The organism is Azospirillum melinis, assembly GCF_013340935.1.
In the GTDB taxonomy this organism is placed as follows: domain Bacteria; phylum Pseudomonadota; class Alphaproteobacteria; order Azospirillales; family Azospirillaceae; genus Azospirillum; species Azospirillum melinis.
In genome coordinates this window covers 1-24,966 of sequence record NZ_WHOS01000053.1, presented here as the reverse complement: position 1 = coordinate 24,966, position 24,966 = coordinate 1, and the positions used below count along the sequence as shown (strand labels likewise).

18 protein-coding genes and 1 pseudogene are annotated in these 24,966 nt (G+C 67.6%); 10 read left to right on the top strand and 9 right to left on the bottom strand.

All coding sequences use genetic code 11. From position 1 onward, the window contains the following. Positions 1-6 precede the first annotated feature (6 nt). The 5 genes from GBZ48_RS27785 to GBZ48_RS27765 all read right to left on the bottom strand — a co-directional run bounded on the left by GBZ48_RS27785 (position 7) and on the right by GBZ48_RS27765 (position 6,702). Positions 7-1,359: a histidine-type phosphatase gene (locus GBZ48_RS27785; RefSeq protein ID WP_174473998.1), complete on the bottom strand. Its 1,353-nt coding sequence runs from the start codon at positions 1,357-1,359 to the stop codon at positions 7-9. Between the two features lie 45 nt (positions 1,360-1,404). Next, entirely contained in the window at positions 1,405-2,181 is a 777-nt protein-coding gene (locus tag GBZ48_RS27780) for an inositol monophosphatase family protein (protein WP_174473997.1), read from the bottom strand. An 89-nt stretch (positions 2,182-2,270) separates the two neighbouring features. Then, entirely contained in the window at positions 2,271-3,440 is a 1,170-nt protein-coding gene (locus GBZ48_RS27775) for an ABC transporter ATP-binding protein (protein ID WP_174473996.1), read from the bottom strand. After that, positions 3,437-5,614, bottom strand: coding sequence for an ABC transporter permease (locus GBZ48_RS27770; protein ID WP_174473995.1), 2,178 nt, complete (start codon positions 5,612-5,614; stop codon positions 3,437-3,439). The genes GBZ48_RS27775 and GBZ48_RS27770 overlap by 4 nt, the downstream gene beginning before the upstream one ends. Positions 5,615-5,625: 11 nt before the next feature. Further along, positions 5,626-6,702 (bottom strand): ABC transporter substrate-binding protein, encoded by a 1,077-nt coding sequence (locus tag GBZ48_RS27765; RefSeq protein ID WP_174473994.1) that lies wholly within the window; start codon positions 6,700-6,702, stop codon positions 5,626-5,628. Between the two features lie 511 nt (positions 6,703-7,213). Between GBZ48_RS27765 and GBZ48_RS27760 the strand changes: the two genes are divergently transcribed. Further along, complete coding sequence (locus GBZ48_RS27760) at positions 7,214-8,185, top strand: substrate-binding domain-containing protein (protein WP_174473993.1); 972 nt, start codon at positions 7,214-7,216, stop codon at positions 8,183-8,185. A gap of 308 nt (positions 8,186-8,493) precedes the next feature. Here the strand turns inward: GBZ48_RS27760 and GBZ48_RS27755 are convergent, their stop codons facing one another. After that, the gene (locus GBZ48_RS27755; RefSeq protein ID WP_174473992.1) at positions 8,494-9,183 is read right to left on the bottom strand and encodes a response regulator; all 690 of its coding nucleotides are present in this window, start codon (positions 9,181-9,183) and stop codon (positions 8,494-8,496) included. After that, on the bottom strand, positions 9,180-11,489 hold the full coding sequence (locus GBZ48_RS27750) for a hybrid sensor histidine kinase/response regulator (RefSeq protein WP_209798397.1): 2,310 nt from the start codon (positions 11,487-11,489) through the stop codon (positions 9,180-9,182). The genes GBZ48_RS27755 and GBZ48_RS27750 overlap by 4 nt, the downstream gene beginning before the upstream one ends. Positions 11,490-11,700: 211 nt before the next feature. Here GBZ48_RS27750 and GBZ48_RS27745 point away from each other — a divergent pair, with 211 nt between their 5' ends. The 6 genes from GBZ48_RS27745 (at position 11,701) to GBZ48_RS27720 (ending at position 19,455) form a co-directional block, all read left to right on the top strand. After that, entirely contained in the window at positions 11,701-13,329 is a 1,629-nt protein-coding gene (locus GBZ48_RS27745; RefSeq protein WP_174473991.1) for a c-type cytochrome, read from the top strand. Continuing rightward, positions 13,326-13,973, top strand: a complete 648-nt coding sequence (locus tag GBZ48_RS27740) for a TorD/DmsD family molecular chaperone (RefSeq protein ID WP_174473990.1) — start codon at positions 13,326-13,328, stop codon at positions 13,971-13,973. Before GBZ48_RS27745 ends, GBZ48_RS27740 begins: the two co-directional genes overlap by 4 nt. An 11-nt stretch (positions 13,974-13,984) precedes the next feature. After that, positions 13,985-16,456 carry a trimethylamine-N-oxide reductase TorA gene (torA, locus tag GBZ48_RS27735; RefSeq protein ID WP_174473989.1) on the top strand — a complete coding sequence of 824 codons (2,472 nt, stop codon included), beginning with the start codon at positions 13,985-13,987 and terminating at the stop codon, positions 16,454-16,456. A 145-nt stretch (positions 16,457-16,601) separates the two neighbouring features. Then, a complete protein-coding gene (acuR, locus tag GBZ48_RS27730) occupies positions 16,602-17,249 on the top strand; it encodes an acrylate utilization transcriptional regulator AcuR (protein WP_209798398.1) in 648 nt (215 codons plus the stop codon). Positions 17,250-17,297: 48 nt separating this feature from the next. After that, the gene (gene acuI, locus GBZ48_RS27725; protein WP_174473988.1) at positions 17,298-18,290 is read left to right on the top strand and encodes an acrylyl-CoA reductase (NADPH); all 993 of its coding nucleotides are present in this window, start codon (positions 17,298-17,300) and stop codon (positions 18,288-18,290) included. Positions 18,291-18,609: 319 nt separating this feature from the next. Beyond that, complete coding sequence (locus GBZ48_RS27720) at positions 18,610-19,455, top strand: glucose 1-dehydrogenase (protein WP_174474015.1); 846 nt, start codon at positions 18,610-18,612, stop codon at positions 19,453-19,455. A gap of 380 nt (positions 19,456-19,835) precedes the next feature. Here the strand turns inward: GBZ48_RS27720 and GBZ48_RS27715 are convergent. Both GBZ48_RS27715 and GBZ48_RS27710 read right to left on the bottom strand, forming a co-directional pair. Then, a pseudogene (locus GBZ48_RS27715) lies at positions 19,836-20,261 on the bottom strand (IS3 family transposase); the annotation flags it as partial. Between the two features lie 761 nt (positions 20,262-21,022). Further along, positions 21,023-21,571, bottom strand: coding sequence for a MobA/MobL family protein (locus GBZ48_RS27710; protein WP_174473987.1), 549 nt, complete (start codon positions 21,569-21,571; stop codon positions 21,023-21,025). A gap of 466 nt (positions 21,572-22,037) precedes the next feature. Between GBZ48_RS27710 and GBZ48_RS27705 the strand changes: the two genes are divergently transcribed. The 3 genes from GBZ48_RS27705 to GBZ48_RS27695 all read left to right on the top strand — a co-directional run. Continuing rightward, positions 22,038-22,931 (top strand): hypothetical protein, encoded by an 894-nt coding sequence (locus GBZ48_RS27705; protein ID WP_174473986.1) that lies wholly within the window; start codon positions 22,038-22,040, stop codon positions 22,929-22,931. Positions 22,932-23,042: 111 nt separating this feature from the next. Next, on the top strand, positions 23,043-23,273 hold the full coding sequence (locus GBZ48_RS27700) for a hypothetical protein (RefSeq protein WP_174473985.1): 231 nt from the start codon (positions 23,043-23,045) through the stop codon (positions 23,271-23,273). Further along, on the top strand, positions 23,270-24,966 hold a 1,697-nt coding region (locus GBZ48_RS27695), incomplete at its 3' end, for a recombinase family protein (RefSeq protein WP_174473984.1). The genes GBZ48_RS27700 and GBZ48_RS27695, both read left to right, overlap by 4 nt.

The following is a 24,966-nucleotide window of genomic DNA, read 5'->3' as shown; positions in this document are numbered from 1 at the left end:
TCGCCGTCACTGTGTATAGTCCGGCTTCCCGACCGCGGTCGGGTCCAGCCGCTGGCTGACCAGCGCGGTGAACTGCGACAGTTCGCAGGTGCCGGGTCCGAGCCTGTCGGTGCAGCCGGGAAGGTCGAGCGTCGCCACCCTCGGCCCGGCATCGCCGGTCAGCGGCGTCAGGCCGCGGACCTGATCGGCCGTGGGGGCAACGTAGGACAAGCGGACGTAGCGCTTGCTGCTGGCGCCGTCCTTCAGACGCTCGAACAGCATCGCTCCGGTCGGCGAAGAGTCGTTGGGCTGTGATCCCTCCAGCGCCCAGCCCACCTGCATGACCGCGCGCATATGGCCGATGTTGGTGTCATGCCCCACCAGCAGGGTCAGCTTGGCCGGCGGGGGGCCGGCATTCTCCGCTCCGGAGCTTTGCGGACCGGCGCCATCGTTCATCGCTGCGACGATCTGCTGCAACAGGAAGGAGGCGCCGCGGCGGGCGATGTAAGGCACATGCTCGATCACGTCGTACTTCGCCATGCGCAGGGCCATCAGGTCGCGGACCTCGTCCGGCCCCACCCTGCCCCAGCCGACCTGATCGGCGGCCATGCCCTCCATATATTCCAGCCGGAAGGTTTCGGCGATGGTGGAGGCGAGATCGAGCGAGCCGTCCAGCCCGATGTTGCGCCCCTTGTCCTTCCCCTGGTCGATGGCCCAGGGCAGGTCGATCAGGTGACAGCCCTCGGCAAACCCCGCCTTCCGGCAGGTCTCCGGACGAGGCCCCGGCAGCACCGGGTCGAGCCTCGCGAACAGCGGCGCCAGCTTGGCCTTGTAGGCGTCGATGCTGCCGCCCATCGCCTCCAGCACGCCGGCCTTGGCGCTGGCGGGGTCGAGCGGCGACAGCCCCTGCGCAATCGGCGCGAACAGCACGTCGCGTCCGCCCTGCGGCGGCTTCGACGCCGCTTTCAGGCCGCAGCCGGGAAACAGCCCCTCCAGAATGCCGTTGCCGGTTTCGCGGGTGCGCTGGTCGGTGTTGGCCCAAGCGAAGACGTCGCCATCCGTGGGGCAACCGCCGGCCGGCAATAGCCCGTTTCCGACGAAGCGCGACCGGTAGAACTGGCCCATCAGCACCGCTCCCTCGCGGCCATGCGGCGTCAGATGCCCGTCCGGCACCGGCCAGGACGGCCAGTCCCTGGTGGAGAGCGGAACGATCTTGTGGGTTTCGGTCGGAGGCCGAACGCCGTGACGGCTGAAGATCAACGCCTTCTCGACACTCTCGCGGGTCTCCGCTGCTCCTGCCGGCATCGGCGCCGACATCAGCCCACCCACGACGAGAGCGGCACCCAGCAGGGCGGATGTCCGGACCCTGGCTCGCTTCATTGTTTCCTCCACCCGTTTTTTCGATGTTCGAAGTCCCGTGGCGCGTCAGGCGACGCTCCGCAGCGGTCCCAGCGCTAGCAATCGTTCGGTCAGTTCCGCCGTGCAGGCGACGATGACGTTGCCCAGCCGCAGCCCGTCCCCGGCAAGGAAGTCGTTGGTCCAGCCGCCCGCCTCGCGCACCAGCAGCAGGCCGGCCAGCGCGTCCCAGGCATTGATGTGCAACTCGACATAGCCGTCGCTGATGCCGGCCGCGACATTGGCGAGCCCCATCGCGCCCGATCCGCAGCGGCGGAATTCGATGTCGCCGGCGATCATCTGGGTGATCAGGTCGAGGCTGAGCGCCAGCGGGCGCCGCGCCGACCAGCCGACCTCGACCACCGCCCCGCCGCCATGGCGCAGGCCGCTGGTGCGCAGCGGACGGCCGTTTAGGGTCGCCCCCTGTCCGCGGCGGGCGACGAACAGCTGGTCGAGGTCGGGGGCGTAGATCACGCCGATCTCGACAGCACCCCGATGGACCAGGGCCAGCGAGATGCACCAGTTGGCCATGCCGTGGATGTAGTTGGTCGTTCCGTCGATGGGGTCGACCACCCAGACCAGTTCGGCCGGGACGCCGCCGGCCTCCTCGCCGATCACCGGGTCGCCGAAGACCTCGTCGAGGCGTCGGCGCACCAGCGCTTCCACCGCAAGGTCGGCTGCGGTGCAGAAATCGATGCTGCTCTTGGTCTCAACCGCGCCCAGCCCTTGGCGCATGGACCGCGCCAGGACTCCCGCCTCGGTGGCGAGGTCGATGGCGAAACGCAGGCGGTCGTCGAAATCGGTCATGACAGGAAAGCTCCGCCGGCAGCCGGCAGCGCCGGCCCGGGATGTCTTGGGTAAAAGGGATCGGGGGAAAAGGGATCGGGGCGGAAAGATCAGGGCGGAACGATGGTGACGCCCCGCGGCACGAAACCGACGCTGACGGCATCGCCGACGGACAGCGGCGCATCGACGTCCGGGGTGCGCGCGAACAGCATGACCTCGCGTCCGCCCAGCGCCACGGCCACCTCATATTCCATGTGGTCGCCGAGATAGGCCGCGAAATGCACCCGGCCCGGCAGGCCGCCTGCCGCATCGGCGTTCGCATCCTGGCCCGCGTCATGACCTGGCGTGAGGCGGATCGCGTTGGGGCGCACCGCCAGCTCGACCGGCCCATCGGCCAGATCGCGGTGCGGCAATGTCAGTGTGGCCATCCCCACTCTCACCCGGCCCAGCGCACCGTCCCGCCCCTCCAGCAGAGCCGGAACGATGTTGGCGTCGCCGATGAAATCGGCGATGAACCGGCTGGCCGGCCGCTGGTAGAGGTCGCGCGGCGTGCCGTCCTGGGCGATCTTCCCGCCGGCCATCACGATGATGCGGTCGGACACCGCCAGCGCCTCCTCCTGGTCGTGCGTGACGTAGACCACGGTCAGCTTCAGCGTCTGCTGGAGCTGCCGGATGTCCTCCCGCACCTGCCGGCGCATCTTGGCGTCCAGGTTCGACAGCGGCTCGTCGAAGAGGAGGACGCGCGGCTCCAGCACGATGGCGCGGGCCACGGCAACGCGCTGCTGCTGGCCGCCCGACAGCTCGCTGGGCAGGCGGCCCTCCAGCCCGGCGAGACCGACCAGGGCCAGCTTGTCGCGCGCCGCCTCCAGCGCCGCGCGCTTGGCCATTCCGCCGACCGTCAGCCCGTAGGCCACATTGTCGAGGATGGTCATGTGCGGAAACAGGGCGTAGCTCTGGAACACCATGCTGACGTCGCGTTCCGCCGCGGAGCGGGCGGTGACGTTCTCTCCGCCGATCAGGATGGTGCCGGACGACGCCTGCTCCAGCCCGGCGATCATGCGCAGGGTGGTGGTCTTGCCGCAGCCCGACGGTCCGAGCAGCGTGACCAGCGTCCCGGCCTCGATGGAGAAATCCAGCTCGTGCACGGCGGTGAAGGCGCCATAGCGCTTGACGACGGAGCGGAACTCCACCGCCGGCCGGGCTCTGGCAGCGGCCGGGGCAACGGCCGGCGCCGGCTCAAGGGTTGTCGTCCCGGAGGACAGGGTCCGGATATGGGTCATGCGTTGACCTTCGAGGCTGAAGTGCTGACGGGCAAGGCGGCGGTGCGGCGGCCCAGGCGGCGTTCGCCGACCAGCAGCTGGATCGCCAGCAGCGCCACCACCATGATCGCGATGAGGGCGGAGGAATAGGCGATGGCGAGGCCGTATTCGCCGACCTCGGCCCGGCCGACGATGTAGGCGGTGGCGAGGTTGTATTTGGCCGTCACCAGGAAGATGACCGCGCTGACGCTGGTGATGGCGCGGACGAAGCTGTAGACCATGGCGGTGACGATGGCCGGGCGCAGCAGCGGCAGGATCACCCGGCGCAGCGTGGTGAAGGACCGCGCCCCCAGCGTCAGCGACGCCTCGTCCAGGCTTTTGTCGATCTGGCTCAGCGTGGCGATGCCGGCGCGGATGCCGACGGGCATGTTGCGGAAGACGAAGGCGATGATCAGGATCAGCCCGGTCCCCGTCAGTTCCAGCGGCGGCGTGTTGAAGGCGAGGATGTAGCTGACGCCGATCACCGTGCCGGGGATGGCGAAGCTCAGCATCGTCAGGAACTCGAACGCCCCGCGGCCGACGAAGGACTGGCGCACCAGCAGATAGGCGGTCAGCAGCCCGAGCGCCGCCGTCAGCGGCATGGCGACCAGCGACACGCCCAGCGTCGTGAACAGCGAATCCCAGGCGGACCCGCTGAACCACCAGCCGTTCGGCCCGGTTTCGATGCCGAAGGCGGTCTGGTAATGGATCAGCGTCAGCGTGTTGTCGCGCCCCAGGCTCTTCAGGAAGCCGCCGACCAGGATGGTGCCGTAGACCAGAACGGTCAGTCCCGTCCACAGCGCCGCGACGGCCGACGCGGCGATCCGCACCCCCGACGGCAGCGGGCTGGGCAGGCCGGCATCGCCTTTGCCGGCCACGGTGGTGTAGGACCGGCGGCCGAGCCACCGTCGCTGCGCCAGGAAGGCCGACAGGGTGAAGGACAGCAGGATGATCGCCAGCACGGCGGCCCGCCCCTGGTCATGGGCGGCACCGACCACCGCATAGAAGATCTTGGTCGACAGCACGTCGAAATTGCCGCCGAGCACCAGCGGGTTGCCGAAGTCCGCCAGGCTTTCGATGAAGGAGATCAGGAAGGCGTTGGCGAGGCCGGGACGGATCAGCGGCAGCGTCACCGTGCGGAAGGTGATCCACGGGGTGGCGCGCAGGGTCTGCGACGCCTCCTCCAGCGTCGGGCTCACCCCTTGCAGCACGCCGACCAGCACCAGGAAGGAAATCGGCGTGAAGGCGAGGATCTGCGCCATTACCACCCCCGGCATGCCGTAAATCCAGCGCGAGCGCGGAATGTCGAACAGGGTGGACAGCAGATCGGTCACCACGCCGGCACGGCCGAACAGCAGGATGATGGCGAGCCCGATGACGAAGGGCGGCGTGATCACCGGCAGGATCGAGGCCAGCCGCAAGGCCGCCTTGAAGCGGAAACCGGTGCGCACCGCGATCAGCGCGAAGGCCAGCCCCGTGCCGGTGGTCAGCACCCCGACCACGCCCGCCAGCGCCAGCGTGTTCCAGGCCACCCCGCATGTGCTGCCGGTGCCCAGCACGCAGCCGAGGCCCCAGATGCCGCTGTCGGTCAGCTTGTCGAACAGGCCGGCGACCGTCAGCCGGCCATCGTCGCCCTGGACCGCCGACAGCAGGATGGTGACCACCGGGAAACCGACGAAGACCAGGATGGAGCCCAGCACCAGCCCGATGGAGGCGACGATGAAGACGTCGCCCTTGCACCAGCCGCGCAGCGCCAGCCCATGGGCGCCCAGCACGAGGCAGGCCAACGCATAGGCGGCGGCGCCGAGCCCCAGGCCCGGCTGGGTGACGGCGAGGCTTTCCACCAGCAGCCAGCCGAGCCCGCCGGCACCGGCGGCGGTCAGCCACGCCGACCGCGCCCGTCCGTCCGCCCCGCCTTTTGCCCCGCCCTTCGCCCGCAAACCGGCCAGCGCCGCCAGCAGCGGCAGGACCGATGCCAGCAGCCATGGCCGTCCCAGCAGCAGCCCCTGGATCAGCGCCGGCATTCCGTCACCGGCGGAGGGGCCGTTCTGCTGAGCGCCCGGCCAAAAGACCGGCCAGAAGCCGCCGATGTGCCAGGGCAGGACAAGCACAGCCGCCCAGCCCGCGGCCAGCCAGAAACCGAGATGTCGTTTCATGATCGCGGGACCTATCTGGACAGGGACTTGACCTCGTGATCCCACTTGGCGAGCAGGCGGGTGCGTTCCGCGCTCGAGCCGTAGCGCGCGAAGTCGTAGGAAATCAGCTTCATCTTGTCGACGCGCGGCGATTCCGGCGGGATCTGGGCGCCGCTGTTGCTGGGAATCTGGAAATTCCTGGCCTTGGCGCCCAGCGCCTGCACCTCGGGCGTCAGCGCCCAATCGTAGAAGATCTTGGCGGTGTCGGGGTTGCGCGCACCCTTGACGAGGCTCATCGAGCCGATCTCGTAACCTGTGCCCTCACACGGGGCGACGATGGCGACCGGTGCGCCGGCAATCGCCTCCACCAGCAGGTCGTGCTGGAATGCGATGCCCAGCATGGTTTCGCCCTGCGCCGCCGACTTCGCCGGAGCCGCACCGGATTTGGTGTACTGGTTGACGTTGCGGTGCAGTTTCTTCAGGTAATCGAAGGCCGCATCCTCGCCCATCAACTGCACCATCGTCGCCAGCATGGTGTAGGCGGTGCCGGACGAATTGGGATCGGCGATCTGGATTTCGTCCCGGAAATCGGCCTTGACCAGATCGGACCAGCAGGCGGGGGCCGCGATCTTGCGCTTGGCCAGCAAGTCCTTGTTATAGCCGAAGCCGAGCGCGCCCATGTAGATGCCGACCGTCCGGTAGCCGGAGATTTCCGCCTGGCGGATCGCCCAGCCGTACAGCCCGTCGAGCTCCGGTGACTTATACGGCTCCGTCAGCCCCTCTTCCGCTGCCTGCAGGTGGGGATCGCCCGAGCCACCGAACCAGATGTCGGCCTTCGGATTGGATTTCTCGGCCCGAAGCTGTGCATAGACCTCGCCCGCGCTCTTGCGGGTCATCAGCGCCTTGATGCCGGTCTTGCGCTCGAAGGAGGTCATCACCTCGCGGCACCAGTCCTCGTTGACCGAGCAGTAGACGACCACCTCCGACGCGGCGGCCGGCGACGGTCCGGTCAGGATGGCGGCTCCCGCCGCCGCGGTCACCGCCAGCACCAGCGAGCGCAGGCGCTTCCGGCCGGCGGCCGTGGCCGGGCGTCGTGTTTTGCAATGCATGAAGTTCCTCCCTTCAAGGAAACGGACGGCTTCTTTCGGCGATGTCGGCATGGGTGGACGTAGGCATGACCGGGACGCGAACCCCGGCAAAGCCCGGCCTCTGGCATGCTCAACCGCCTCGGTCTGTTTATGCACGCGCGTTCATTCGTACATCACGCTATTAGAGAGACGAACATCTGTCAATCCCCAGACAGGCACACTCCTCTGGAATGATGACGATGATTGGAGACATGCGCTTAAGTCGGAAAATGGCGAAAAATGGCGACCGCAACGCCCTCGACACGGCGTGACCAGTCAAGCAGCGCCCACCGAAGGGCCCAATCCTCGCCCCTACCACTATCCTCGCAGAGGTTTTCATCGCTGCACGCGCGTGCAGCACAACGCGGCATTCAGTGAAATTTCCAGGCGATGCATAGCGCTTGCGATCGTCCGGGTTCGCCCTCAGTATCCCCTGGCAGCGATCCGGATGCGGGCAAGGGACGGGAACCCAGTGTCGTCAATGAAATCGCGGGTGACCGCCCAGCAGGTGGCCGATATGGCGGGCGTTTCACGCTCGGCAGTTTCCCGTTGTTTCGGCGATGGGCTGGTGTCCGAGGAGACGCGCAAGCGCATCATGGCGGCCTCGGAAGCGCTGGGATACCGCCCCAACGTCATCGCCCGCTCGCTGACCGGCCAGAACACCGGCCTCGTCGCCCTGCTGCTGGCCGAACTGGAGAACCCGCACACCGATCTGGTGCTGAAGAAGCTGCTGGTGGCCATCGCGGAGGCAGACAGGCGCGCCCTGGTCATCCCGGAGACGCGGCACCACGACCTGACCAGTTCGACCATGCATGCGCTCGACTATCAGGTGGATGCCATCGTGGTGATGGGCGGAACCGTGTCGGACCATGTCGTCGACCAACTCCGTGCGCTCGACACCCCGGTGTTCCAGTTCGGCCGGCAGATCGAGGGGCTTGGCGGGGTGGCCTGCGACAACCGGCTCGGCGGGCTGATGGGGGGGCGCTTTCTGGTGCAATCCGGCCGGCGCCGCATCGCCTACGTCACCAAGACGGCACAGACCGACGCCAACCGGCGGCGACGGGCCGGGCTTGCCGCCGCGCTGGAGGATGCCGGCCTGCCCTTTATGGAGGAGGAGTCCGAGGACAACAGCTTCGAAGGCGGCTACAACGCGGCAACGCGGCTGTTCGCCCGCTCGGACCGCCCGGACGCGCTGTTCTGCTTCAACGACATCATCGCGCTGGGCGCCCTCCAGGCTGCCGCCACCTTCCGTTTGCGGGTGCCGGACGATGTGGCGATCCTCGGTTTCGACGACATCCCCATGGCCTCCTGGCCGGCCTTCGGCCTGAGCAGCCTGCGCCCGAACCTCGACAGCCAGGTCGGCCGGCTGATGGCGATGATCGAGGGCATCGGCAAGGGGAGTTCGCCGAACCGCGAGGTCGATCTCGTCCTGCCCGAACTCGTGGTCCGCCGAACCGCGGTTTGACGGCGGCGGGCGCCTCTTGCGCTTCTGATGGGCGCAACGGAGTCGTTGTCGGGCGTGACGCCCTCCCCTGCCGGAGCAGGGTTTGAATGTCGACCCGACCTAACCCAAAGCGGCATCAGCCGGCAGACCCGCAAATATGAACAGATCACCACCGCGGATGAGTGAACTTCTGATCTTGCCCCACCAAACCGGGGCAGGATTACCCCACAGCCACACCACGTCTTGGAACACGCCCAACCATGAACAGGTAAAAATGCCGCAGCGGGGCAATGGTACACAGGTCCATTCTCCTGAGAACGGTCATTGTCCTATGCTTCCGCCTTGGCGGTCAGCAGATAGCCAAGTCCATGGACGGTGACGATCTCCACTTCGCTTCCGGCAAGCCGGCGGCGAAGGCGCGACACCAACACGTCGGCGGTGCGGTCTCCATACACCCACTCCCGCCCGCAAATCGCCTTGCTGATCTCCAGCCGATCCGACGGCCGGTTGAGCGTGTGGATCAGATGGACGAGCAGCCGGCTTTCGGCCGGGGACAGGACTTCGGTCCGCCCGCCGACCGACAACCGCCGGGTCTGGGTGTTGAGCTGGACGGCCTTGCCGACGGTCAAGACCCTGTCCTCGTTCGCTTCGCGCGGCGCGTCGATGTGTTTGGCGATGCGCGCCCGCAGCAAGGCCGGCTCGACCGGCTTGCAGATATAATCGAGGGCCCCCAGCCCCAGGCCAAGCAGTTGGTCGTGCGAGGCCGACAGGCTGGACAGCACGATGAAGGGTGCCCTGGCTTCGGCCTGGATGGTCTGGGCAAGCAGCAGGCCGTCGGTGTCCGGCAGCCGGCGGTCCAGGATCACAAGATCGAACCGCTGCCGCTTCAGCTCGGCCCGCGCCTGGGCGCCGTCGGCGGCGCAATGGAAGCGATGCCCCATCTGCGTGACCACATCCTCGACCATCAGTTGGATCAGGACGTCGTCGTCGACGAGAAGGATGTCGGCGGTCTCGGTCACGCTGAGGAGTCCTCTGCGAAGCGGTTCCGCCAATCCGGTGGCAGGGAGCATGCGAGCAGGGAACCATGCTCTTTGGCCCGCGTCGCTGCGCCGACAGCGCCATCCTCATGCGTCGCTTCGATCCGGCGAAGCCGGTCGGCGATTTCGTCCAGGCCGAAGGTCGCGGCTCCGCTCGCCAGCTTGTGGGCCAGCGCGGCAAGGGCGGCATCCCGCTCCGCCGGGTCGGCGACCTCCAGCATCGTACGGAACTCCGTCCAGCCGCGGGTGAACGCTTCCGCCATCCGCCGCCGGGCGGTCGGCGACAGGCCGTCGAGCAGGCCGCCCGCCCCCATCGCCGGTCGCCCCGCCTTGCCGCGGATGGCCTTGCCCAGCGCGGTCGCATCCAGCGGCTTCTCCAGGATGGCCTGGAACAGTCCGGCGTCGGCGGGCGAGGCGCGGACCCAATCGGCGTTGGCGCTCAACAGGATGATCGAGGCATCCGCCAAAGCCGGACTGCGACGGATCTCGCGGGCGAAGTCCGGTCCGGTGCCGTCCGGCAACCGGTAATCGAGGAGGAAGACGCCATAGGCGTCCGGGGCCGCAAGCAACAGGGCGTGCGCCTGCTCCAGGGTCTGGGCGTGGTCCACCGACAGGCCCATGCGCTCCAGCATGGCGGCGGTGACCTGGGCGTTGATCGGGTCGTCGTCGACCATGAGGCAGTTCTGGTGAAGACGGTCGTCCGGCATGCTCTGCCGGGCCGGCGGCTCGGCCGGGGATGCCGCGACCAGCGGCAGGTGCACCTCGACGACGGCCCCTTTCCCAGGGTCGAGGACGGCGATACCGCCTCCCAGCGCCAGCGTCATGCGCTGCGCGATGGCGAGGCCGAGGCCGGACCCGTTCCGACCCGTCGTCCGCGGCCGCAGCCCGACGGGGGCTTGCGCCAGCATCTCGCGGATTTCCTCGGGCATGCCCGGGCCATGGTCGGCGACCCGGAAGACCAGCATGCCGTCTTCCGCCCGCAGGCCGACCAGCACCCCACGGCCGTCATCGTGGCGCAGGGCGTTCTGGATCAGGTTGCCCAGAATCTGCTGGATCAACGACCAATCCAGCCGGACATGCTCCGGCAGGCCAGGCGCCATTTCCAGGCGCAGGGGCACGCCCAACTGACGGGCGTGAATGTCCTTGATCCGCACCAGATCGCCCAGCGCCTCGCGCAGGCACACCGCGACCGGACGCGGCTGCGGCGCCTGATGCTCGAACCGCGAGAAGCTGAGCACATTCTCCAGCGTCGTGTTCAGCGAGCGGGCCGCGATGTCCAGAAGCTCGACCAGTTCCTCCTGCTTGTCCGGGCTGGCCCCCTTCATCAGGCTTGCGGCCCCCAGGACGCTGTGGAGCGGCGCACGGATTTCATGGGACATCGCCGCCAGGAACAGCGACATGGTGCGTTCCGCCTCGCGTGCCCTGCGGATCGCCTGATGATGCTCGGTCACGTCGTGCAGCAGCATGATCTGCCAGGGCCGCAGCTTGTGGACCGTATCCTCGACCGACCGCAGGCGGATGTCGAAGCAGCGGCTGCCCTGGCGGGTCTGCATCCAGATCGAACTCCACTCCGTCCCCGGCGTGGCGACGATCTGGTCCACCACCGCCTGAAGCTCGCTGCGATGCGGTTGCAGGGCCAGACGGTAGGTCAGCGCGCCGGCCTCCGGCATGTCGAGGAAGAATTGCAGGGCGGCCCGGTTGGCGGTCAGCAGCCTGCCGTCCTCGTCCAGGATGAACACCGGATTGCGCAGGCTTTCCAGCGCCGCGAAATACTGGTCGCGCTCGCGCGTCAACCGCCGCAGGCTGTCGCTCAATGCCTCCTCCTGCGGCGCGGCCACCGCCCAGGGAACCAGCATCGCCAGTTCGACCTCGTCGAAGAAGTCGTCGAGCCTCGCCTGGAAGGCGTCGCCGCCGCCGAACTCCTGCGCACCGTCCGGCAGGTCGCCCAGCCGGTTGCGGTAGGCGCGCCGGTACAGCTTGAGCAGGCCGTTGTTCAGTTCCAGCGGGATCCCGGCGTCGTGGTGCGTCTGTGCGATGTGGCGGAGCCTGTCGAACCGCGGATCGGTGCGATAGTTGTTGTGGCCGCTGTGCCCATCCCGGCGCAGCGGGTCGGACAGATAGGCGGCAAGCCCCTCGTTGAGTGCCACGGTGGCTTCGGTCCAGGCCGCCCGCATGGAGCTGGTCTGGTCGGCATAGCCCTTCTCCTTGGCCAGCCGGATGCCCTCGTCGACCAGCGCGCCGCATTCGGCCCGCAGGGCGTCGGTCAACCATTCGGCCCGCCGCTTCATCCGCCCCCATCCTTCAGCCATTGCACCGTCGAGGGTCCGGACCCCGGCCCCCGAACTCCAGACGGCCAGCTTACGGCCGGCGAGGCCGGTGTAAAGGGCGTCGTCGTTTACATCGCGTTTACATCTTGCTCACAGGCATGACGCCTATGGCGCCGCCGCCATCGCTACGCTGCTTCCATTCGGTCGGTATCATTCGAAGGAAGCACGCAACATGGCTCTTCATCGCAAGACCCTTTACCGTCTCACCGGGGGCGCGGCGCTGCTGGGCGTGCTGGGCTTCGTGGTGCTGACCTCGCCCTGGACCTGGTCCGCCACCCATCCGGGCCGGACCCTGCCGGACGCCGGGGGCGCCGACCTCGCCAACGGCCGCAAGGTCTTCGTCGCCTCCGACTGCTCAACCTGCCACAAGACCCCCGGCCAGGAGGACGACACCGTCCTGGGCGGCGGCTGGGCGCTCGACACGCAGTTCGGTGTGTTCCACATGCCCAACATCTCGCCCGATCCGCAGACCGGCATCGGTGGCTGGACGCTGGCCCAGTTCGACCGCGCGCTGCGGGAAGGCGTCGGGCCGGGCGGACTCTGGCCGGATGGCCGGAACCTCTATCCGGCCTTCCCCTACACCTCCTACCAGCGGCTGAGCGGCACCGATGTCCGCGACCTCTATGCCTATCTGCGCAGCCTGAAGCCGGTCGACAACAAGGTTCCGGACCACGAGCTGAAGTTCCCCTATGCCATGCGGCGCGGCGTCGGCGTCTGGCGCCTGGCCTTCCTCGACGGCAAGCGCGGCGAGGAAAGCCCGGTTCCCGCCGGTGTCGACGCCGCCCAGTACCGGCGCGGCGAATATCTGGTGGAGGGGCCGGGCCATTGCGCCGAATGCCATTCGTCGCGCGGCCTGATGGGCAACGTCATCGCCAGCCAGCGCTTCGGCGGCGGCCCGGCCCCCGACGGCGTCGATTACTTCCCCAACATCACCCCCGACGAGACCGGGATCGGCTTCTGGTCCGCCAACGCCATCGCCAATTACCTGCACACCGGCGTCAGCCCCATCGGCCGCACGGCGGGCGGCGACATGGCGGAGGTCGTCAAGAACACCGCCCAGCTTCCGCGCGAGGACGTCCAGGCGATGGCCGTCTATCTGAAGCATGTTCCCGCCGTGCACAAGCCGGCGCCCGGCATGCCGGAACCGAACCGGACCGACAGGCTGGTCATGCTCCGCAACGCCGTCGCCGTCACGCCGACGCTGCCAACCTCGCCGGACCAGGCCATCGTCCAGGGCGGTGACGCCTGGGTTGTCGCGACCAAGCCGGTGTGGCTCGAACAGGCGGGCGTCGGCGGATCGGTCCCGGAGCAGGGCAAGCTGCTGGGCGGCGCCCCGGTGCATGTCGCCGCCCGCAGCGCCGACAAGTTACAGCTGGTGCTGAAGGGCTGGCAGATGGAGGGTGCGCCGTCCGTCGTCTATCAGTCCAAGGGTCATCGCGTGATGCTCGCGGTGCTCGACCAAGCGGCCGCCACGGCCGTGACGCGCGGCAAACCGGAAACCGACGCCGACACCGGCCAGTCCTGGATACCGGTCGAAGTCACCCTCTGGTCCAACGCCGCCAATCTGAACGCCGACCGCAAGGCGCTGTGGGACTACAGCCAGGCGACCTTCCAGAAGGCCTGCTCCGCCTGCCATGTGCTGCCGGAAAAACAGCATTTCACCGCCAACCAGTGGATCGGAACGCTGAAGGCGATGAAGCGGTTCACGTCCTTCAACGACGACCAGTACCGGTTGATCCTCGCCTACCTGCAGAACCACTCGAAGGATCTGCATCCGGACGGCAAGGAGAAGGCGAAATGAGCCGCGATCCGATGGATACCGTCCCCGAGGAGCGGGATCTCGTCTTCATCGCCGAATGGCTGACGCAGCAGTTCCTGTCGCCACCGGATATCCAACACGTCGAGGCGGCGCGCTCCATGGCAGGCCAGATCGCCCTGCGCCGGATCGGCGACTGTCTCGGACAGCCCGCCGCGGCGGACGCCCTCTGCCAGCTGCTCGCCGCCGGCTCGGCCGCTGACGTGACCCTGGCGGTCGAGCGCCGACACACCGCCCTGTTCGAAGGCATCTTCCGCCAGCGCTCCGTTCCGCCCTATGCCAGCCTGTGGGACGGCACCGGCCGTCTCTGCGGCCCGGCCGTCGACCGCACGCGCGCGGTCCTGCGTGACCTCGACATGCATGTCCAGGCGGATTGCGCCGAACCGCCCGATCATCTGGCGATCCAGCTGGCGGCGCTGGCGGAGGCGATGCGGCAGCGGCGGACCTCGGCGGTGGCCGACCTGACGGACCAGATGCAGGTCTGGACCGGCCGCTTCGCCGCGGCACTCATCAGGGCCGACGGCGTCGGCTATTACGGCAATCTCGCGCGCTTCCTGCTCTCGCTGCTCGACCGGATCGCGGACGGCTCCGCGACGGTGGACGGTGGCCGCGCAGCCGCAGCGATCTGAAAGGTCTGACCATGAACACGACAAAGAGCTTGACGATGACCGGCGGTCCGCTGCTTTCCAAACGGGCCTTCCTCAAGGGATCCGCGGCGGCGGCATTGGGGCTCTCCGGCCTGCCGCTGCTCGCCCGCGGCGCCATCGCACAGGCGGCACCCGGGAAGATCCTGTCCGGCTGCCATTGGGGCGTCTTCTACGGCAAGGTCGCGGACGGCCGCGTGACCGAATTCATCCCGTGGGAAGGCGATCCGTCCCCGTCGCCGCAGCTTCCCGGCGTGATGGATTCGATCTATTCGGAATCGCGGATCCGCTATCCCATGGTGCGCCGCGCCTGGCTGGAGCAGGGGCCCGGTGCCGATCCCGACGGGCGCGGCAGCGGCGATTTCGTGCGCGTGAGCTGGGACAAGGCCATCGAGCTGGTCGCCGGCGAGATCACCCGCGTTCGTGCCCGGTACGGCCAGCAGGCGGTGTTCGCCGGCTCCTATGGCTGGAAGAGCCCCGGCAAGCTGCACAATTGCCAGACGCTGCTGCGCCGCATGCTGAACCTGACCGGCAGCTACACCAACAGCTCCGGCGACTATTCCACCGGCGCCGCGCAGGTGATCCTGCCCTATGTGTCCGGCTCGATCGAGGTGTATGAGCAGTGCACCACCTGGAAGAACCTCGCCGAACATTGCGAGCTGATGGTGTTCTGGGGCTGCAACCCGCTCAACAGCTCGCAGATCTCCTGGCAGGTCGCCGACCATGGCGCCTGGCCCGGCATCGCCATGATGAAGGCGGCCAAGACGAAGGTCCTCTGCATCGACCCGATCCGCACCGAGACCTGCAAGGAACTTAACGGCGAGTGGCTGGCGCCGCGTCCGCAGACCGACGTGGCGATGATGCTGGGCATCGCCCACACCCTCTACACCGAGAAGCTGCACAACCAGGACTTCCTCGACCGCTACACCAACGGCTTCGACAAGTTCCTGCCCTATCTGCTGGGCAAGACCGACGGAACGCCGAAGAGCGCCGACTGGGCCGCCGGCATCTGCGGCCTGCCCGCCGAGACGCTGCGCGACCTGGCGCGCCGCTTCGCCGCCAAGCGGACCATGCTGGCGCTCGGCTATTCGACGCAGCGCCAGCATCACGGCGAACAGATCCATTGGATGCTGATCACGCTCGCCGCCATGCTGGGACAGATCGGCCTGCCGGGGGGCGGCTACGGCCTCAGCTATCACTATGCCTCCGGCGGAGCGCCGACCCATACCACGCCGATCCTCAAGGCGATCGACGACGCCTCCGGTCAGGCGAGCGACGGGGCGGCCTGGCTGTCGCAGAGCGGAGCGGTGTCGATCCCGGTCTCGCGTCTGGTCGAGACCCTGCTGAACCCTGGCAAGACGATGCAGTTCAACGGGCATGAGATCACGCTTCCGCTGATCAAGCTCGCCTACTGGGCCGGCGGCAACCCGTTCTCCCACCAGCAGGACCGCAACGAGATGCTGCGCGCGTGGCGCCGGCTCGACACCTTCATCGTGCAGGATGCGCAGTGGACCGCCTCGGCCCGCCATGCCGACATCGTGCTGCCGGCGACGACCTCCTACGAGCGCAACGACATCGAGCAGGTCGGGGATTACGCCCTGAGCCACATCGTCCCGATGAAGAAGATCGTCGATCCGGTCTTCGAGGCGCGCAGCGATTTCGACATCTTCGCCGCCATCGCCGACAAGCTGGGCAAGGGCTACGCCTTCACCCAGGGCCTCAGCGAGATGGACTGGATCCGCGGCATCTACGAATCCGCCAAGATCGAATCGCGCGCCAAGGGCATGGAGATGCCGGTCTTCGACGTCTTCTGGGAAAGCAACAAGCCGCTGGAATTCCCCCTCGGCAAGGAGCAGGCCGATTTCGTCCGCCATGCCGATTTCCGCGCCGATCCCCTGCTGAACGCGCTGGGAACGGCGTCGGGCAAGTTCGAGCTGTATTCGGCGGCCATCGAGAAGTACGGCTATGACGACTGCCCGCCGCACGCCACCTGGATGGAGCCGGTGGAACGGCTGGGGGGGCCGACGGCCCGCTATCCCCTGCATGTCGCCGCCAACCACCCGCAGATGCGCCTGCACTCCCAGCTCTGCGGGACCGTCAACCGGCAGAGCTACGCCATCGCCGGCCGGGAACCCTGCTGGATGCATCCGGAGGACGCGCGGGCGCGCGGGTTGTCGGATGGCGATGTGGTCCGTGTCTTCAACGACCGTGGCCAGATCCTCGCCGGTTTGAAGATCACCGACGACATCTGCCGCGGCGTGATCCGCATCAACGAGGGCGGCTGGTTCGATCCGGCGAACGCCCGGGAAATCGGCAGCCTGTGCCGGTACGGGGACGTCAACAATCTGACCACCGGGCTGTCGACCTCGAAGCTGGCCCAAGGCAACTGCGGGCACACCGGGGTTGCCGAGGTGGAGCGGTTCAAAGGAAGCCTGCCACCCGTTGTGGTCTTCAGCCAGCCGGCATGAGAACCGGGCCGGGAGCCGATGTGACGGACGGTCTTACCATCACATCGGCTCCGTCGCTCTATCCCCGCGCGATAGAACGGTGCCGCCGCTCGCCGCGCAGAATTGGCGCTTTATTTTTATAGACGACCGGTCTACAAATAGCGCCATGAACATGACCGACCCATCTCTGAAGCCTCGCCGACGGGGGCGCCCTCCGAAGCAGGACGGCGCCTATCTGGACACCAGGGAGAGGCTGGTCAGGACCGGCGTCGCCATACTCACGGAAAAGGGATTTTCCGCCGTCGGCATCGAGGAAATCCTGGCGTCGGCGGGCGTGCCGAAGGGATCCTTCTATTATTACTTCGGCAGCAAGGAAGAGTTTGGCGGCACGCTGATCGCTGCCTATGCGGAATACTTCGCGCGGAAGCTGGACCGCTGGTTCCTCGATGAATCCCGTCCTCCGCTGCAGCGTCTGCGCGACTTTGTCGAGGATGCCAAGGCGGGCATGGCGCGGTTCGACTTCCGCCGTGGATGCCTGGTCGGCAATCTCGGCCAGGAAATGGGCACGCTGCCCGAGCCGTTCCGTGAAAAGCTGCATCTCGTCTTTCTGGATTGGCAGGCACGCACATCCCGCTGTCTGCGGGCGGCGCAGGCGGCCGGACAGATTGGGGACGATCTGGAGTGCGATCACCTGGCCGAGTTCTTCTGGATCGGCTGGGAGGGTGCCGTGCTGCGGGCAAAGCTGGAACGCAGCCCCGCCCCTCTCGACGCCTTTTCCCGCGGCTTCTTCGCGGCCTTGCATCTTCAGGCATAGCCCCGGCGTCTCTGGACGTCACCCGCACCCAACACCGAGGAGGGTCCAATGTTTCAAGCCATCTTGATCGAAAAGGACGGCACGGACATCCGCGCCGGCCTGTCCACCGTCGGTGACGACCGCCTGCCGGCGGGCGACGTGACCGTCCGCGTCGCTTATTCGACGCTGAACTACAAGGATGCTCTGGCGATCACCGGGAAGGCGCCGGTGGTCCGCAGCTATCCCATGGTCCCGGGCATCGACTTCGCAGGTGTCGTGGAGCATTCCGCACATCCTGACTACAAGCCCGGCGACAAGGTCGTCCTCAATGGCTGGGGCGTTGGCGAACAGCACTGGGGCGGCCTTGCGGAAAAGGCGCGCGTCAACGGTGACTGGCTGGTCCCGCTGCAAAGCCCGTTCACGCTCCGCCAAGCGATGGCGATCGGGACGGCGGGCTACACCGCCATGCTCTGCGTCATGGCGCTCGAACGGCATGACGTCACGCCGGGCAAGGGGGAAGTTCTGGTCACCGGCGCCGCCGGCGGGGTCGGCAGCGTCGCCGTCGCCCTGCTGTCGAAGCTCGGCTATGAGGTGGTGGTTGTCACCGGCCGCCCGGAAGAGGCCGGTTACCTGAAGGTGCTGGGCGCCAAGGAGGTGCTTGAGCGCAAGCAGTTCCAGGACCCCGGCAAGCCGCTCGCCAAGGAACGTTGGGCCGGTGCCGTGGATGTCGTCGGCGGCCAGATCCTCGCGAATGTCTGCGCGGCCATGAAATATCGCGGCACGGTGGCTGCCTGCGGTCTTGCCGGCGGCATGTCGCTGCCCACCACCGTGGCGCCCTTCATCCTGCGCGGCGTGACCCTGGCCGGTGTCGACAGCGTCATGTGCCCCAGGGACCTGCGGATCGAGGCCTGGCGCCGCCTGGCCGACGACCTCGATCCGGCCAAGCTGGATGGCCTGACGACGGAGATCCCCTTGTCCGATGTCATCCCCACCGCCACCCGCCTGCTCGACGGGCAGGTCCGTGGCCGCGTCACCGTAGCGGTTTCTCCCACACTCGCGTAACTGCCGCGTCACTGCGCTGAACGGTTCTTCCGTTCCGCCATGGCGGGAAGTGTGGCGTGACTCTGCGGGCACCTCCCCCCGAAAGTGAAGCACAAACGCCGACAGCCCGCCTCATTGGAGGCGGGCTGTCAAGTGTCGGTGGTTGCGGGGGCGCGCACCCACCGAGAATTGACGCTGCCAGCCATCTCAATCTGAAGCGACGTCTCCTTGCTGCAAATGCCAAAAGAGGCTCGCCCGGCGACGGGCGAGCCTCCCCGATCTTCGCGCATGCCGATGATCAGTGCAGCGAGCGGAGTTGGTCCCTGATCCCTGAGATCAACTGCATCTCCCAGGGCATGATCGACAGCCGCAGCCGGCTGCGCGCCACGTCAAGGAACTGCCTGGCCTTCCTCTCCGAACGAAGGCCGTACAGCGAATCGGACGCGCAATAGCACGTGCCCTGGCGGAGGCCGGCGCCGACGTCGCGCTCAACTACACCCTTGGGGAGGCCGCCGCCGAGGCGGCCGCGGCCGAATTCCGCGACCTCGGCGTGCGCGCCGTCACGGTGAGGGCCGATGTTTCGCGCGAAGACGAGGTCGAGGCGATGTTCGCCCACACCATCACCGCATTCGGCACGCTGGATATCCTGGTCAACAACGCCGGCTTGCAACAGGACGCACCGGTCGAGGCGATGACGCTGGAGCAATGGAACCGGGTGATCGGCGTGAACCTCACCGGCCAGTTTCTCTGCGCCCGCGCAGCCGTGCGCGAGTTCAAGCGGCGCGGGCCACGCCCGAAGGTCTCGCGCGCGCTCGGCAAGATCATCTGCGTCAGCTCGGTGCACGAGATCATCCCCTGGGCTGGGCACGTCAACTACGCGGCCTCGAAGGGCGGCGTCATGCTGATGATGAAGACCTTGGCACAGGAGTTGGCTGCCGACCGCATCCGCGTCGTCGGCATCGCTCCCGGCGCCATCCGCACGCCTATCAACCGCGAGGCCTGGGAGACACCGGAAGCCTACGCGTCGCTCCTGAAGCTCGTCCCCTACAAGCGCATCGGCGAGCCGGAGGACATCGCGGCGGCGGCGGCATGGCTGGCGTCGGACGCCGCCGACTACATCACCGGCACGACGCTGTTCGTGGACGGCGGCATGACGCTCTACCCCGGCTTCGAGTCCGGAGGCTGAGCGATGCCGGACACCCTTCGCGCGCACTGGCCGGAATACCTCATGGAGGCGATCGGGCTCGGTCTCTTCATGCTGTCCGCCGGTCTCGTCGCCACGCTGCTGGAGCACCCCGCCTCGTCCAGGCGGATTCCGACGGGCAGCGGGAACGGCCGGTGGCCGGCGCGCATCAGGTCGTCGGACAGTTCCTGGATGCGGGGCTCGTGGCTGACCGGCGGGTAGGGGTATGGATCGGCGCAGGGTGGCTCGGTCGGGTCGCTCCCGCGCTGGCCGTGCACGCTGTAGAGCCGCTCGGCCCTGAGGTAGTAGGGCGCCAGGTCGGCGTAGCTGATCGGCCAGGGCGGCGACACGCCACCCCTGTGGTGCAGCGTGCCGAAATCCCGCTCGCGCAAGGCGTTGTCATAGGAATCGCCGACGCTGCCCACGGAGGGTTCGACACCGGCGTCGGTCAGACGCTCGGTGTACTTGATGGCAACATATTGCGACCCACGGTCCGAGTGGTGGATGAGGCCGCTGCCCTTGGCCGGGCGGCGATCATGGAGCGCCTGCTCCAGGGCGTCGAGGACGAAGCCGGTGTGGGCGGTGCGCGACACCCGCCAGCCCACGATGCGGCGGGCGAAGGTGTCGATGACGAAGGCCACGTAGACGAAGCCCTGCCACGTGGCCACGTACGTGAAATCGGCCACCCACAAGGCATTCGGGCGGGGCGCCTGGAACTGGCGGTTCACCCGGTCGAGCGGACAGGGAGCCGCCTGGTCGCTGCTCGTCGTCCGCACTGCCTTGCCCCGCGTGACGCCCCACAGCCCCAGCCACGCCGCTTCCATCGTCGGTTCCGGCGCCGTCGACATCCTGTCGCTTGCTTCAGGAACGGTGATCCCGACGGTGCCCGGTTCGGGCGCACGCACTTTCCGTTCAGCGTCGCGGGTCTCCAGGTAGTCGAGCACCATCGCGTGTATTCCGCTCCACAAGGCGCGGTCATGCCAGTCAACGACCACACCGGAAGGAGCTTCGACCCTCACCATCCCACCCGTTTCCCGGCTGAAACGAACCCCTTGCGCTTCCAGCTCTTCGATCCGGACAACCGCCCGAGCCAGACGCACCGATTTTTTGTCGGGCGCTGCACGTCTGGACTTTTCGAGTTCCGCCACGATGGCATTGAATTCATGAGGCATGACACCCACTCCTCCAAAATCCAGAGCACGCCCCTCGACGACCGGGTGATAGGCCGGACCGAGCGGCACCTGGGAAAGCGGTTCAGGGATTGGCCCGGCGGCGCCGAGGTCCTGTTGTTGACGGTGGCGATGCCACTTCGACCGCTGATTTACGCGATGGGTCGCCCCGGTCTCGGCCAGGGTCTGGTTGCACAGGTGCTCCCACAGCTTGCGGCTTCCGATCAGAAAGGCCTTCCGCGAAAGGTCGCGGTCCTTCGGGCCCAGGGCGCCGTCGACGAGCGGGCGCGTCGTCGCCAGGACGTGCGCGTGCGGCTGGTAGACGACGAGGCGCCCGTCGGGCAGTTCCAGGGCATGGGGGCCGTCTACTAGTGGAGTGCTGGGGACACGGGCCACCGGGATCACCGGCACCCGAGATCGATCGTGTTCGCCAGCTTCTCGGCGGCGGCCGGCACCCTGGGGTCCAGGGGGCGCCCGTACAGATGGACCGCAACCTCGGCAACCAGCTCGCGTGCTACGAGGCGCTCATCGACGAAGCGTTCCACCGACCGGATCGACGTCGCGATGGGGACCTCCCGACTGAGCGACAGCGTGTATTGCAGCGCCAGCGTCGCGTCACGGCGCCGTTCGCTGAGTTCCACCTGGGTCCACAAGGTCTGCAGATCGGCGCACCAAGCGGGCGCGCCCGCGGGCACGCGGATGTCGGTGTGGTGAACGCCCGATTTGCCCGTGAAGTCCACGGTCTCCGACACAGGGTCCTGCCCCTTCGCCGCCCACGCGTCCCGCAGGTCGGTGCCGATGGACAGCCCCACGCCGGCTTGGTAGGCCGCCGCCGCGATGACGGTGCGGAACCGGCCACCGGACTGATAAGCCGCCGACGCTCCGGCCTTCGCACCGGCGCCACGGGAGAGCATGCCCTGTTCGATGCGAAAGTATCCCAAGTCCGCCACGGCATCGGCACCTCCCCACCGTCGTCAATCCTGCAACCGGCCCTGGCTGGCCCCGGAGGCGTTGCGGCCTGCCGCAACGCCTAACTGCACACTTCTTCGCTCAAGGCTGCCCGTGGCGAGGGCCGGAGGTCCGACGCCCGGGCAGCCTTGTCCGGAAGGAAGCGTATGGAGGGTTCCGCCCCGCCGCATCGGGCGCCGGGCAATTTTCTGCACCGCCTGGGTGAAATGGTGGACCTGAGCGGCCCGCAGGCGGAGGGGTAGGCTCGACGTGGATTGCGGCGGTAACGCCGGTATCAGGTGCCGTTACCCGGTAGCGCTACCGCGGTATCACCTCACCATCGACCGGCCTAGACCGGAACCGTCAAGATTCCGTCGCCGCAGCCCTTTACCGGCATCGCAACTCATCCAGATACTCAGCCGGCCGACGGCACGGCCGCCGAAACCGTAGTCCTCGCTGAGGTTCTGGATGTCCTGCTCCCAGCCCACCCATCCCCTGATCACGCACGAGTCCGTCTCGGAAGCCGTCAACAAGATCGTGTCGAAGGACCATGCCTATTCGTCATACCGCCGCATCCGCGCCGAGATTGGCGGGGGTTCCCTGCGCGACGTATCCCGCCTCATCCATGACATCAGGAAGACCGCCCCTCACCTCTTCGTCATTCAGAAGGGCGCTGTCAACACGTCTGGCAATGCGTTCGCAGGAGGGCCGGTTGACGTCAAGTCCTGCGCTGCGGCCGAGCTGATGCGGTGCGCCATCGACGGCGCCTTGACGGCCTTCATCGCGTCGATCGACACCATGCGGCAGGAGGAGAGGCGCCTCGCCGCGGAACAGCACACCACCGCGCTGGCAGCCCTGCAGAGCGAAAGCGCGGCTTGCCGGAGCGAACTGCACGCTCTGACGGCCGAGATCGCTGAACAGGAGCAGGGCTACGAGGATCTGGCGCAGGAGCACGACCGGATCATGGAAGACCGCAACCAGCTGGCGGTGAAGGTCGCCCAGCAGGACGCGGCGCTGACCCGGACGTCCGCAGAGATCAAGGATTGGCAGCGGCAGGCGGCGGACGCGCAAGCCGCTGTGGAGACCGTGAACCGCCTTCTGTCAGAAGAAAAGGCTGCCCTCCTGCGCTCCTCGCTGCAGCTCGACCAGCTGCGTTCTGAACTGACCGCCAAGCATCAGGTGGAGCAGGCGCTGGACGAAGCGCGCCGCGAGAACGCCCGCCTGCAGGGGCGGCTGGAGGTTCTGGAACCGTTGGCGGCGACGCTCGCGGCATCCGCCCATCGTGAAGCCGGTGGCAAGGTGAAGCCCGCCAAGCAGGGCTCGTTGGGGTTGCCGGCCATGGCCGCGCCGCCCGATTCCTGACCGCACCGATGACCGGGTTGGCGTCGGCGACGCCCATCTGCCCCTGTGTTTCCGCTCCTGCCGCCATCGGACCATATCGTCTTGACCGTTCCCATCATGGACTCTCCACCCGTGACCCACACCACCGACTCCACCGCCGCGACGACGGCGCCCACTGTCCAGCCGCCCCAGCAGGAGCCGCGGACCATTCCGCTCGAGAAGCTGCTCGGATTGGCGCGCATTCTGGCGCGCCATGAGATGCGCCGGCGGCCGTCCCAGGCCGGCTTCATGACGTTCGCTGCCGGCCTCGCCCTTGTTCTTCTCGCCGCCCTGATCGCGTTCTCCCTGAAGGCCCTGCGATGACCGTCCTCCACCACCCCCGACTCCGTGCCGTGATCTACGCCCGCTACTCGACCGACAAGCAGCGCCAGGAATCGATCGGAGACCAGATCGAGCTGTGCCGGCGTTACGCCGTCCAGCAGGGCTGGGAGGTTGTCGATACCTACACGGACGCGGCGATCAGCGGCGCCTCCCGGCACCGCCCGGGCTTTCTGAAGCTGGTGGATGACGCTGGGCGCCGCCGCTTCGATGTCGTGGTGTCCGAAGCCGTCGACCGTCTGGGTCGACGATTGGCGGACACCTCGGATCTCTATGACCGCCTTAGCTTCTACAATGTGAAGCTGTACACGCCGCACGTCGGCGAGATCACCACGATCCACGTCGCCATCATGGGCATGATGGCACAGGTTCAGCTCAAGGAGATCGGCCAGAAGACCCGACGCAGCCATCTCGGCCTCGCCAAGGAGGGACGTATTCCCGGCGGCAAAGCCTATGGATACGACATCGTCGACGGCGACAAGGCAGGTGGCGGGTATCGCCGCATCAATGCGGACGAGGCCGCCGTTGTCCACCGCATCTTCACGCTATACGCCGACGGCATGAGCCCCCGCGCCATTGCGCGCCTGTTGAACGATGAGAACGTTCCAGGCCCCAGGGGGAGGAAATGGGTCGATACCACGATTCGCGGACAGGTCGCCCGCGGGACCGGTATCCTCAACAACGCCAATTATGCCGGCGTTCTGGAATGGGGACGTTGCGAGTTCGTCAAGGATCCGGGCACCGGCAAGCGCGTCGCCCGCATCAACCCTCAGGCAAAGCGGGAGATTGTCGAAGTCCCCGAGCTGCGCATCATCGACGACGTTCTGTGGAACCGCGTCAAGGCACGACAGGAGGCGGTTGCCACCGAGATCGGTCGGGATGAGCAGGGCAACGCTCTGAACCGCGTGCATCGGCGGCGCTTCCTTCTGTCCGGCGTGCTGGTGTGCGGCGTCTGCGGCGTCTGCGGCGTCTGCGGCGTCTGCGGCGGCCGCTACACCATCATGGGCAAGGACCGCTACGGTTGCGCCGGCCACCGGAATTCGGGCACCAGCCCGAACGACCGCACCATCAGCCGGCAAGCGATCGAGGGCCGTGTTCTTGCCGGGCTGAAGGAACGCCTGCTCGGCGCCGACGTGGTCGCCGCCTTTATTGAGGAAATGGTCGTGGCGCAACGGCGTGATCAGGCCGAGGCCCGGAACCGGCGCGGCGACCAGGAGCGCGCCCTCGCGGGCATCGACCGGAAGATCGCGTCGATCCTGGAGGCGGTGGAGAACGGGATGTACAGCCCGGCCCTGAAGGAGCGGCTGTCCGCCCTGGAGGCCGAGCGTGCCGCGCTCGCCGCCGAGATCGGCACCCTGGCGACGGAGGCGCCGGAGATGCTGCTGCCGGCCAACCTGCCGGAGCTGTACCGGCGGAAGATCGCGGAGCTCGAATCCGTGCTTGGCGACGGCGACGAGGGGATGGCCGCGATGGAGATGATCCGGTCCATGGTCGACCGTGTCGTGCTGTCCCCCTGCCCCTCGGGCGCCGGATTGAAGGCGCAGCTTCATGGCGACCTGCTGGCAATCCTGGAGGCGTGCGCCGAGGCGGACCCCAGACGCACGAACGCCCCGGCTCTTTCGAACCGGGGCGTCAAGTGTCGGTGGTTGCGGGGGCAGGATTTGAACCTGCGGCCTTC